12 protein-coding genes and 1 other RNA gene are annotated in these 11,889 nt (G+C 51.2%); 6 read left to right on the forward strand and 7 right to left on the reverse strand.

Annotated features, from left to right (window positions below):
• Nucleotides 1–57: 57 nt before the first annotated feature.
• Both rpsU and KDM89_RS05175 read right to left on the reverse strand, forming a co-directional pair.
• Entirely contained in the window at nucleotides 58–270 is a 213-nt protein-coding gene (gene rpsU, locus KDM89_RS05170) for a 30S ribosomal protein S21 (RefSeq protein ID WP_005877634.1), read from the reverse strand.
• 133 nt (nucleotides 271–403) lie between these two features.
• Nucleotides 404–1,597 (reverse strand): BaiN/RdsA family NAD(P)/FAD-dependent oxidoreductase, encoded by a 1,194-nt coding sequence (locus KDM89_RS05175; RefSeq protein WP_212686862.1) that lies wholly within the window; start codon nucleotides 1,595–1,597, stop codon nucleotides 404–406.
• Between the two features lie 345 nt (nucleotides 1,598–1,942).
• Between KDM89_RS05175 and KDM89_RS05180 the strand changes: the two genes are divergently transcribed.
• Nucleotides 1,943–4,204, forward strand: a complete 2,262-nt coding sequence (locus KDM89_RS05180) for a TonB-dependent receptor (protein WP_230427674.1) — start codon at nucleotides 1,943–1,945, stop codon at nucleotides 4,202–4,204.
• Nucleotides 4,205–4,327: 123 nt separating this feature from the next.
• On the opposite strand, the gene ybiB is transcribed toward KDM89_RS05180, so the two are convergent.
• From ybiB to KDM89_RS05205, 5 genes are all read right to left on the reverse strand, one after another.
• Complete coding sequence (ybiB, locus tag KDM89_RS05185; RefSeq protein WP_212686863.1) at nucleotides 4,328–5,302, reverse strand: DNA-binding protein YbiB; 975 nt, start codon at nucleotides 5,300–5,302, stop codon at nucleotides 4,328–4,330.
• The gene (locus tag KDM89_RS05190; RefSeq protein WP_212686864.1) at nucleotides 5,292–5,762 is read right to left on the reverse strand and encodes an EVE domain-containing protein; all 471 of its coding nucleotides are present in this window, start codon (nucleotides 5,760–5,762) and stop codon (nucleotides 5,292–5,294) included. The genes ybiB and KDM89_RS05190 overlap by 11 nt, the downstream gene beginning before the upstream one ends.
• Nucleotides 5,763–5,914: 152 nt before the next feature.
• Nucleotides 5,915–6,094, reverse strand: a non-coding RNA gene (ssrS, locus tag KDM89_RS05195) — 6S RNA.
• A 67-nt stretch (nucleotides 6,095–6,161) separates the two neighbouring features.
• Nucleotides 6,162–6,473 (reverse strand): cell division protein ZapA, encoded by a 312-nt coding sequence (locus tag KDM89_RS05200; RefSeq protein ID WP_212686910.1) that lies wholly within the window; start codon nucleotides 6,471–6,473, stop codon nucleotides 6,162–6,164.
• A gap of 11 nt (nucleotides 6,474–6,484) precedes the next feature.
• Entirely contained in the window at nucleotides 6,485–6,970 is a 486-nt protein-coding gene (locus KDM89_RS05205) for a hypothetical protein (protein ID WP_212686865.1), read from the reverse strand.
• A gap of 519 nt (nucleotides 6,971–7,489) precedes the next feature.
• Between KDM89_RS05205 and trxA the strand changes: the two genes are divergently transcribed.
• From trxA to KDM89_RS05230, 5 genes are all read left to right on the forward strand, one after another.
• Nucleotides 7,490–7,816 carry a thioredoxin TrxA gene (trxA, locus tag KDM89_RS05210; protein ID WP_189355698.1) on the forward strand — a complete coding sequence of 109 codons (327 nt, stop codon included), beginning with the start codon at nucleotides 7,490–7,492 and terminating at the stop codon, nucleotides 7,814–7,816.
• Between the two features lie 188 nt (nucleotides 7,817–8,004).
• Complete coding sequence (gene rho, locus KDM89_RS05215; RefSeq protein ID WP_189355699.1) at nucleotides 8,005–9,267, forward strand: transcription termination factor Rho; 1,263 nt, start codon at nucleotides 8,005–8,007, stop codon at nucleotides 9,265–9,267.
• Between the two features lie 409 nt (nucleotides 9,268–9,676).
• Nucleotides 9,677–10,210, forward strand: coding sequence for a hypothetical protein (locus KDM89_RS05220; RefSeq protein ID WP_212686866.1), 534 nt, complete (start codon nucleotides 9,677–9,679; stop codon nucleotides 10,208–10,210).
• Nucleotides 10,211–10,291: 81 nt separating this feature from the next.
• Nucleotides 10,292–10,834, forward strand: a complete 543-nt coding sequence (locus tag KDM89_RS05225; RefSeq protein ID WP_212686867.1) for a hypothetical protein — start codon at nucleotides 10,292–10,294, stop codon at nucleotides 10,832–10,834.
• Between the two features lie 27 nt (nucleotides 10,835–10,861).
• Nucleotides 10,862–11,551 (forward strand): DNA alkylation repair protein, encoded by a 690-nt coding sequence (locus KDM89_RS05230; protein WP_212686868.1) that lies wholly within the window; start codon nucleotides 10,862–10,864, stop codon nucleotides 11,549–11,551.
• The last annotated feature ends 338 nt before the right edge of the window (nucleotides 11,552–11,889 follow it).

Consider the following 11,889-nt stretch of genomic DNA (forward strand, 5'->3'; position numbering starts at 1 on the left):
CAAACCTAATGCTGGTTTCATTGCTTTCAATCTGGCGTTGCCAGACGAGGCAATGAATCAGTACATTTTCTTAGGCAACTGTTGACTACGAATGCGTTTGTAGTGACGCTTAACAGCCGCAGCCAGTTTGCGTTTGCGTTCTGCTGTTGGCTTTTCGTAGAACTCGCGAGCGCGCAATTCGGTCAACAGACCGGTCTTTTCGATAGTGCGCTTGAAGCGGCGCATGGCGACTTCGAACGGCTCGTTTTCTTTAAGGCGAATTGTGGTCATTTAAGTTCAAACCATGGAAAAAATTGTAGGAAGACCGAGATAGTAACAGGATTTCAGTCTTTTTGGAAGAATTTTTTGATTAATTCTTATGCAGTCAAGCCCCTGCGCGGATATTTTGTTGCGAATCCACCGTTTACGCTGACTGTCCTGCGACATAGCCTGACGCCCATGCCCACTGGAAATTATAACCGCCAAGCCAGCCTGTCACATCCATTGCCTCACCAACAACGAACAACCCCGCGACTTTTTGCACCATCATTGTTTGCTGAGACAACTCACGCGTATCTATTCCGCCGCGCGTTACCTCCGCTTTGCGATATCCCTCGGTTCCATCCGGTGTCAGTTGCCATTGATTGACAGCATCGCCGATACGGCGCAACACTTTATCGGACAGGTCAGCCATACGGCCACCACCATCAATTGCACAAGATACCAGCAATCCCTCAGCCAGGCGGGCCGGCATGTATTGAGTAAGTACCGTCGATAACTGCTTCTTATTTCCGGACTTCTGCTCCAGCAAGGCTGGTGTCAGGTCAATTTCAGGCAACAAATTAATCGTTAGCGGGGTTCCGGGCTCCCAGTAACTGGAAATCTGCAGAATCGCCGGCCCGGACAAACCGCGGTGCGTAAATAGTAAATCTTCCCGGAAGGTGATCTTATTCTTTTTCGTTCCGGTAGAAATATCGACTTCCAGAGAAATTCCGGCGAGAGGCACAAACGGAGCCCAGACCGACTGCGCAAAAGTCAGCGGCACCAGCGCGGGACGCGGCTCTACAATCTTCAGCTCAAACTGTCGTGCAATCCTGTAGGCAAAATCAGTCGCGCCTATCTTCGGAATAGAAAGGCCGCCACTCGCCAGCACGACACTTTCTGCAGAAAATTCGCCTGCAGATGTTTTTAGTATGAAGCCGGATGTCTGTTGCTCAATCGAATCAACACTGACTGGCATCTTCCAGCGCACACCGGCTTTATCGCATTCCGATTTCAAAACCCGGATAATTTCTTCCGCGCTTTCGTCGCAAAACAATTGGCCTTTGTGCTTTTCGTGCCACGCGACCTGATATTTTTTTAATAAAGACAAAAAATCCTGCGGCGTATAGCGCGTTAGCGCACTGCGACAAAAATGCGGGTTATCTGACACATAATTTGCAGGTCCGGCATGCAGATTAGTGAAATTACAGCGACCACCACCGGAAATGCGGATCTTCTCCGCAAGCTTCGTCGCATGGTCGATTAACGCAACCCGCCGCCCACGCGACGCTGCAGTAGCAGCACACATCATTCCCGCAGCGCCAGCTCCGATAACGATAACGTCAAATTGTTCCATCCTGCCACCCCTGCAAAAAACCAAGCCCGCATTCTAGCGAAATCCTTATCTGCAGCACAGCGAAATCAGGCTTTCGCACAAATCAGAAAAAAGTATTGCACCGCAATAAACTATTCCTAATTCCCATTAAAAAATGTGGGTTCTGCACAACGAAAGTTCAATTTTTCGTGATGTTCACCATATATTTTCTATGATGAACTTGACGCCTTTGTCACAAAACGGAAACATGCGCGTTAATTTTGCGCAAACGTTTGCGCAATCGATTTGAAAATGCGTTTTTTCCTTATGAAAAACAAGCACCATTTCAGACCAAAACCGATTTTTAACTCACTTCCCCGGATGATTATGTCTACTTCGACCAAAACACTGATGCTGCACACGACCCGCAGCCTCATCGCTGTTGCAATCGCTACGGCCTTTCCTGTACAAATGGCGTTTGCTGATGATGCAAAAACAGAAGCAAAAAAAGATGACACTAAGCTGGAAACCGTGATTGTGACGGCGAACCGCCGCGCAGAAAGCATCAAAGAAGTGCCAATGTCTATTTCCGCGATCAAAGGCGAGGCGCTGGACACCTACACCGCATCCGGCCAGGACATCCGTTTCCTGTCTGCACGTACACCAAGCCTGAATATTGAATCTGACTTCGGCCGCTCTTTTCCGCGGTTCTACATCCGCGGTCTGGGTAACACCGACTTCGATCTGAATGCATCCCAGCCTGTTGGTCTGGTCTATGACGATATCGTTCAGGAAAATCCTGTTCTGAAGGGCTTTCCGGTATTTGACGTTGACCAGGTGGAAATTCTGCGCGGCCCTCAAGGCACGCTGTTTGGTCGTAACTCCCCTGCCGGCGTAATCAAGTTTGATTCCGCAAAACCAACAAAACGTTTTGAAGGCTATGCTTCCGTTGGTTTTGGTAACTACGGTGCGTTCAATCTGGAAAGTGCAGTTAATGCCCCGATTAACAGTGACTGGGCAATGCGCGTTTCCGGTCAGGCGCAAAGCCGCACTGACCGCGTTAACAACCCGCAAGCGACTGGCACACGCAGCTTAGAGGGCTACCACGACAATGCAGCACGCGTTCAATTGCAATACAAAAATCAGGACTTCACAGCATTACTGAATGTCCACGGCCGTGACATGGCAGGCAATGCCACTCTGTTCCGCGCCAACATCATTCAGAAAGGCACCAACAATCTGGTACCGGGCTTCCAGTATGACAACTATCCTACCGATGGCATCAACAAGCAAACGCTGACATCCTGGGGTGGCAATCTGCACCTGCAATGGGATCTGAAAGACATGTCCATCTACGCCATTACCGGCTATGACCGCGCGAAGTTCTACAGCCGCGCTGACGTAGACGGTGGCTACGGTGCATCGTTTGCACTGCCTATGGGTCCGGGCTTCATACCTTTCCCTGCTGAGACTGCAGACGGCGTTCCTTACCTGCGTCAGATGACACAGGAAATCCGAGTTCAGTCCACCACCAAAGATCCGCTGCAATGGATTGCTGGCCTGTACTACTTCAATGAAAGCCTGCAGGTTGACAGCTTCGACTTCAACTCTCTGGGCGGCAATGTGCAGGATGGCTACGCAGTTCAGCATCAGCAAGCGAAATCTTATGCTGCGTTTGGTTCTGTGAACTACGCAATCAATGAGCAAACGAAAGTTCGTGCCGGCCTGCGTTATACCAAAGACAGCAAGGACTTTGATGCACAACGTTTGTGGACCCCGGGTAAGCCACAAAGCGCCGGCGGCACTGCGCTGTTTTCCACCAGCCCTTCTGCAAGCAACCTGACCTGGGATCTGAATGGTAACTACGCGCTGGACAAACAGACCAACTTGTTTGCACGTATCGCTACCGGTTACCGCGCACCTAGTGTTCAGGGCCGCGTATTGTTCGGTGATGGCATCTCTGTTGCACGCTCCGAGAAAACTCTGTCTTTCGAAGCCGGCGTGAAAAAAGATATTCTGGAAAACACAGCGCATGTTGATTTCACTGTATTCCAGTACACAGCACGTGATCTGCAACTGACCGCCGGTAACGGCAGCGTCAACCAGAATCAGCTGGTGAATGCTGACAAAGCAAGTGGCCAGGGCTTTGAACTGGATCTGACAGCGAAAATCAACCGTAACTGGAAAGCGACAGTTGGCGTCAGCTACAACGATACACAGATCAAAGATCCGGCACTTTACGTTGTTCCTTGCGGCAATGGCTGCACAGTAACCAATCCTGCAGGCCCTAACGGCACTGTTGCAATCAACGGCAATCCGCTGCCACGCGCGCCAAAATGGGTTGGTAACTTCTCGCTGAAGTACACAACACAAATCGGTGACGGCACACTGTACGCAATCACTGACTGGTCTTACAAAGATCGTTACAACATGTTCCTGTATGCTGCGAAGGAATATGATGCGAAATCCATGCTGGAAGGTGGTCTGCGCGTCGGTTACCAGTGGGCTGATGGTAAATATGAAGTTGCTGGCTATGCCCGAAACATCACTAACCGTCAGCAAGTGGTTGCAGCGATTGACTTCAACAATCTGACCGGCATTCTGAACGAACCACGCAGCTACGGCGTTCAGTTCAAAGCAAACTTCTGAATTTATTAATAAAGTATTTCAGAAATAAAAACGCCCGCAATTGCGGGCGTTTTTTTATAATCTGGCTGCAAACAGATTTCCGCATCATGTCTGTCGGAAAACAGCAGACACTGCGGCTTCGCTTCAACTGCAACTCAGCCTGCGCGACCATTCACAACATAATTCAACCTGAGCCTGAATATTAGCCGGCACTGCTCGCTCCCCGCATAATACTTCTCTGATCCACTTTGCGGTCGATGGTGCATCCAGCGCATCCGGCAACACTTCTGCGCCTTCCAGCGCAATTTCCTGTGTTTCACCGAGTATATGCAACTGCCCCTCATACCAGGCGTTCACCTGCTGCATTCTTGCTGTATTAGCGACAGTTTCACCTTCTGTCGCACGCATCAGGAATAAAGCGCCCTCTTGTTTATTGACAAAATTCTGCGCAAAGTCAGATAAGGTCGCAAGATACTCACGATGAGTATACGAAGTCAAACGCAATACCGGCATACTGAAAGGCTGCAGCAGTTTCACCAGCGTATGGGTAGAGTTCCGCAAACCAAGTTCGGCACGAATATTCAGTAAACCTGACATCGCTGGTGATAAAGTTGCCAATGACATCCATGCCGGTAAACCGCTAAGCCAGCGTGCACTGACCTGATCGGCATCTGTACATTCTGCGATTCCCAGCTGCTGAAAAATCTCCGCACTCGTGACACGTCCGGCATCGCGCACTACTCCGTGCAAAAACACCGGAACACTTTCACGGGCCAGCAACATCGCCAACAATGGCGTCAGATTCGGCTTTTTACGTGCACCGTTATAACTGGGAATTAAGACAGGCGCATACCCCTGCGGCGTTGTCGATGGCAAGGTCAGGCAATGTGACCGGCAGGCATCCAGAAAACCAGCAATTTCTTCCGGCGTTTCACCCTTGATCCGCATCGCAAGCAGAATCGCACCGAGTTGCAAATCGCTGACTTCCCGTTTCAGCATTGCCTCATACAACTTCGCGGCTGTAGCGCGGTCCATTGGTTTAGCACCAAACTTTCCACGTCCGATTTCTTTAATCACCGAAGGCACATGCCATTCTGCAATTGACGGTTTATCTGACATGTTTTGCTCCGGCCAGTTGTTCGGTAATAAATTGCCACTCTTGCGGAGTGACCGGCGTAATCGATAAACGACTGCCTTTTTTCAGTACCAGCATCTCTTCCAGCTCAGGATGCGTACGTAATTCGTTCAGGGAAATCAAACGTGTCTTTCTCAATGCCTTCACATCAACCATAATCCAGCGCGGATTTTCCTGCGTGGATTTAGCATCGTAATAATGACTGGCCGGATCAAACTGGGTGTGATCGGGATAAGCGGTACTGCAAACTTCTGCGATACCCGCAATACCGGGTTCGGCGCAGCTGGAGTGATAGAACAAGACGCCATCACCGGGCTGCATCTGGTCGCGCATAAAATTGCGCGCCTGATAATTCCGCACACCAAACCATGCGACACTGTCCTGTGCCAGTGCATCGTCAATGCTGACTTCGTCAGGTTCGGACTTCATGAGCCAGTAAGCCATAGGCTGCCTCTTACGAATATGGAAAAAAGATAAGAAATGCGGCGATTGTAGCCGGAAAGTCTAGCGACGGTTGACGACATGTGCATGCAGAACCTGATCTGCATTTTCGACATGACAAAAGAAAACGGCTGTCAAAAGACAGCCGTTTAAAATGAGGCCCCGCCAGAGTCGCTATGCCGGCATCCTGAACCTGATGGTTCAGTTCGGCTGCAGTCAGTTCAATTTCGGGTTCATCGGACAAGCGACGCTCACACCTATCGAACAATATCCTGCTGCCTATGCACAAAAATGGTTCAAGGAATATATGGCACTGGCGAACACGGCAGGGAGTCTTAAGTGTACTCCCAAATCCGCATGACTTGCTAGACCCTGCGTAAAAAATTCAGGTAAAAAACCTTTTCAGAATAAGGTTTTTTGCGGCGTAATCGCTTCATCCAGAATCTGGTGCATGCGCCCGATTTTTTCGCGGACATCGCCCATCGACATACCGGAGAGCGGACCATCCGGCGCTTTGGTGGACAACAATTCTGCGGTCATTCCCAGTGCAGCCATCACAGCAATACGGTCTGTACCTTTAACTTTAGCGGTATCACGGATCGCGCACATCTTCGCGTCCAGATATGCTGCAGCTTCACGTAACGGTCGGTCTTCACCTTCTTTGCAGGCCAGTTTGTAAATCTGCCCCATGATCATGACATCGATCTGGATCATTTTTTTCTCACTCATACAGCATCTCCGTCATTCAGCACTTCCGGCGGCAAACGTTCTAACAGTGCCAGTACACGCTGCTCTGCCTGCTGAAGGCGTTTGTGCATGTCGTCACGACTGGCAGTCAGCGCCGCGACAACCGTGTTATGGGTTGTGGTCAGGGATTCAACTGCAGCGTTATGGCTGGTCGTCAGGGAATCGACGGCGGCATGATGACTGGCATTCAGCGCATCAATTGCCGCACTGTGGCCGGTTTTCAGCGCAGTGACTTCATCGCTGTGACCGGTTTTCAGTCGTGTCAGTTCCTCACTGTGGCTGGTCGTCAGGCGCGTCAGCTCTTCACTGTGGCTGGTTTTGAGCGAGGCGATTTCCTCACGCAGACTGGTAGTAACCGTACTGAACTCTTCACGCAGGCCGGCATTTTCCTTCCGCAGCGCATGCGTTTGTTCAGCCAGACGGCTGACTTTTTCCACCAGTTGTTCGAAATCGGGGATCATCATAGATGTGACAAATTATGCAACAAAACTGAAACAGAAATTATACGGGGAAATCAGCAAGATACACCGGAAATAAAGGATAAATCTCGATATTCAACAAATTTTAATATGCGTTAACGACCATGCCTGTCTTTTTGGTGACAGAAGGCGTTAAAAAGACAGAATCTGCACAAAAGAACGCATTAACGAATGCTTAAGCCGCCTTCTGATTCAGCATAGTCCGCATTGTGCATTGCAGCAAGAATTCAGTACCGGTGATCAGATTTTTGTCATCGCTGTGACAAATTTGGAGGGTGGGCGCACATGTTGAAAAAAATAGGTTATTATCTGCCGCACGGTTGTTCTGGCTTGTTGCCACAGCAATCACATTTGCAGTCTGCCGCTCAGGCATCTATTGAATCTGCAAAGTTCGTCCCCAGATCCGGCATATCAGCCGCCAGTGCAGACAAGCTAAGCCTGCCGCGCAAACCGGTGGTCTGTGGCACAAAACACTTTTATTATTCCCCTCAAGCTGAGGACTTCATGAGCGATTTAATCAAACACATTAGCGATGCTTCCTTTGAAGCGGATGTACTGAATTCTGACAAACCGGTTCTGGTCGATTTCTGGGCAGAATGGTGCGGCCCTTGCAAAATGATCGCTCCGATTCTGGACGACGTTGCCAAGGAATACCAGGGCCGTCTGTCTATCGTCAAACTGAACGTCGATGACAATCAGGCAGTTCCTGCGAAATTCGGCATTCGCGGCATTCCAACTCTGATCCTGTTCAAAAACGGCGAAGTCGCTGCACAAAAAGTCGGCGCACTGGCAAAAGGTCAGCTGGTTTCCTTTATCGACGCCAATATTTGAGTTATGATACAGGCCTTGCCGGCGCTGTTCCTCAGCGTCCCGCAAGGCCGGTTGCAGTCAGCCCCTGTATGAAATCAATAAGCCGCTGACTCAGCTAGCCGTTAGAGACTTACAAACACTCTGTTTCTTTAGTCATTCCCCCGTATTTTCCCCACCTTATTTCCCCGTTTCCGGGACACACATTCACCATGCATTTATCTGAATTAAAGGCCTTACATGTTTCCGCATTGCTGGAAATGGCCATCGGACTTGAAATTGACAATGCCGCCCGGATGCGCAAACAGGAACTGATGTTTGCGATCCTGAAAAAGCGCGCCAAAGCCGGCGAACAGATTTTCGGTGACGGCACGCTGGAAGTGCTGCCGGATGGTTTCGGTTTCCTGCGCTCACCGGATGCCAGCTACATGGCATCGACGGACGACATTTATATTTCTCCGTCACAGATCCGTCGTTTCAACCTGCACACCGGCGATTCTATCGAAGGTGAAGTGCGTACACCGAAAGACGGCGAACGTTATTTCGCGCTGGTGAAAGTGGACAAGGTCAACGGGGAATCGCCGGAAGCGTCGAAGCACCGTATTCTGTTTGAAAACTTAACGCCGCTGCATCCGAACAAGATCCTGCATCTGGAACGTGAAATGCGCGGCGAAGAAAATGTCACCGGCCGTATCATCGACATGATCGCGCCGATTGGCCGCGGTCAGCGCGGCTTGCTGGTGGCATCGCCAAAATCCGGTAAATCCGTGATGCTGCAACACGTTGCACACGCAATTACCACCAACCATCCTGACGTGACTCTGATCGTTCTGCTGATCGATGAACGTCCGGAAGAAGTCACCGAAATGCAGCGTTCCGTACGCGGCGAAGTGGTTGCATCGACTTTCGATGAACCGCCAATGCGCCACGTACAGGTTGCTGAAATGGTGCTGGAAAAAGCCAAACGTCTGGTCGAAATGAAAAAAGACGTGGTCATTCTGCTCGACTCCATCACCCGTCTGGCCCGTGCTTACAACACCGTGATCCCTGCGTCCGGCAAAGTGCTGACCGGTGGTGTGGATGCGAATGCGCTGCAACGTCCTAAGCGTTTCTTCGGTGCTGCACGTAATGTCGAAGAAGGCGGCTCGCTGACCATCATCGCGACTGCGCTGATCGAAACCGGCAGCCGTATGGATGACGTGATTTACGAAGAATTCAAAGGTACCGGTAACATGGAAGTGCATCTCGAACGCCGTCTGGCCGAGAAGCGCGTGTATCCGTCGATCAACCTGAATAAATCCAGTACCCGTCGTGAAGAATTGCTGATCAAACCGGATCAGCTGCAGAAGATCTGGGTACTGCGCAAACTGCTGTACGGTATGGACGAGATCGAAGCGATGGAGTTCATCCTCGACAAAATGCGCTCAACCAAAAACAATGCAGAGTTTTTTGAGATGATGCGCCGCGGCGGCTAACCCCCGTCTGCACAAGAAAACGGTGAATTGCGAAAGCAGCTCACCGTTTTTTGTTTTTGTACTGCCACATCTTTAGCCCGTCTCCCGATATTTCTCAGCACCTACGCCGCCCGACATCCGACGGATCCGCCTGTTTTTAGCTGCATCATTGTGCAGAACTCTGCATCTGCCATTTCCTGACAGCCAGACTTTCTGCCGACGACAGGCAGATCGCTGTGCTGAACACCGCATTTACTGCATTTTCAGGTCTTTTCCGGCGTTTTTACTCGCTAACGACAAGGCCGTAACAACAACACCAGCCCGGAGCGAACACCACCCGTCGCAGACAGATTGATTTACATGATCAAAACAACAAGAATAACGACACTCTTCATGCGTCGCACCACTACCCGCAAAATACTTCCTACCCATGCTGAACATCCCCGAACTGCGCCAGCGCGCGACTGAACTGAAGCCTGTACTCGGCAGCGTGCTGGCGGCTGGCATCACGACACTCCTGCTGTCACAGCGCTATATGGGAGAAGGTTTAGCCGTGGTTGCGGTGATCTTCATCCCCTGGCTGCTGTTTACGATCTATGACTATGTCAAAGAACCGGAACAGCGCCGCCTGTTGATACAGAAAATCCTGATCTGGCTGCTGGTCATCAGTCTGATCACAGTTATCCATCTGGTGCGCCATCACTATGTACGTACCCATGCGCAAAACATCGCTGACAGAATTCAAAGCTTCGCCGACCAGCACGGCCACTACCCGCCCGATCTGGAAAGCATAGGTACGTCTGCGGCGCAGGAGAAAGCTGTACTGGGTATGTTCCATTACGGCTTACCGGACAACAAAGGCCCCGACGCAAAACCCGATTTTTACTATGTCGCGACCTATATGAACATTGAAATTGATCGCTACGACTTCAATGCGCGGCGCTGGGAGCATGTGTACGACTGAGATACCATACCAACGCAGCCACTGTTATTGAAAGTAAGCAAGCTCCCCCGAATCACTGATCAGCGGATCGAATGCCATATAATGCAAAACCTCTCAGAACAAGGCTCACGCGCCACTGAACTGAAACCCGTACTCGGAAGCCTGCTGGCGGCTGGCATCATGACATTCCTTTTGTCACAGCGCGGCGCGGCTTTCATGCTGATTCTCTTTGGTTTTATCTGTATCCCATGGCTGCTGCAAAGTATTTACTACTACATCAGCAAGCCCGCGCAGCGAAAGCTGCTGATGCAAAAAATCCGGATCTGGCTGATCGCTCTGTTTCTGATCACGGGCATCCATCTGCTGCGCCATCACCATGTACGCAACCAGGGGCAAGACATCGCTGACAGGATTCAGCACTACGCTGACGAACACGGCCATTACCCGCCCAGTCTCCAAAGCATAGGTACGCCAGAAGAGCTGAAAAAAGGTACACTGGTTCTCTTTGGCTACCGCTTACCAGATAACAAGGAAAGCGATGCACAGCCTGCGTTTTTTTATATGTCCACCTACGTCGCTCTCCATGTTGAACGCTACGACTTCAATACGCGGCGCTGGGAACATGAGATACCGGACAGAGACTGACGCCATCTGATTCAGCAAGGATTCTTCATGCCCCATCACACCGCTCTGCAAGCCTTACAACACACCTTACTCAGCCATGCCAATCCGCAGAAGGCGCAGGCGATGGCGGATTATCAGCGCGGGCAGTTTGTGTTTATTGGATTGGCTGCACCGGAGCGGCGGGCGCTGGTGAAATCGCTGGGGTGGAAAAAATTTCCGCGCACGGAATTGCTGGCACTGGTGCAGGCGTGCTGGGAATTGCCGCAGCGTGAGTTTCAGTATGTGGCGGTGGATTTGCTGGCGGCGCATCACAAGCTGTTGCAAACGGAAGATATTGCGCTGCTGCTGGCACTGGCGCAGCAGCACTCTTGGTGGGATAGCGTGGACGGGCTGGCGGGAGTGATGGGGGATTTGCTGTTTCGCCTGCGCAGCACTGATGCGGGTGTCATGGCGACGATGGATGCCGCGATCCGCCACGAGAATTTCTGGGTGCGCCGGATTGCGATGCTGCATCAGCTCGGCTGGCGCGAAGCAACCGATACGCAGCGCTTGTTCGGTTACGCATTGCAACTCAGCCATGAGCAGGAATTTTTTATTCGCAAAGCCATCGGCTGGGCCTTGCGCGATTATGCGCGGGAAGCACCGGAAGCAGTGCGCGCCTTTGTGCTGGTGCACCGCGATCAGTTATCGCCGCTCAGTCAGCGTGAAGCCTTAAAGCATTGTGCAGACTCAGCGTAAGCCCGCATAAGCTCAACGCAAGGAATCCGCACGCAAGGCGATGTATCCGAGCGACGTGCACAGGCAGACCCGAACTACGGCGCAGCAAACACACCCATTGTGCAGAAACCCGCATTGGTATTTTATGGAGAGCCGGATTTTCTGCCGACGACAGACAGATCGCTGTGCTGAACACCGCATTTGAGCCAGATTCGGGCAAAAAACACGGCTGACAGCATCCTGTGATCAGGTTTCCGGCGTAGTCGCGGCAACCGGGTTCAGCTTTGGCGGAACACATCAGCGTCGCATCGGCATGCAACGATCTCAGATATAAAAAAACGGCAGCGATCTGCGCTGCC

This window comes from Cognatundibacterium luofuense (assembly GCF_018139685.1).
Taxonomy (GTDB): Bacteria; Pseudomonadota; Gammaproteobacteria; order Burkholderiales; family Burkholderiaceae_D; genus Undibacterium; species Undibacterium luofuense.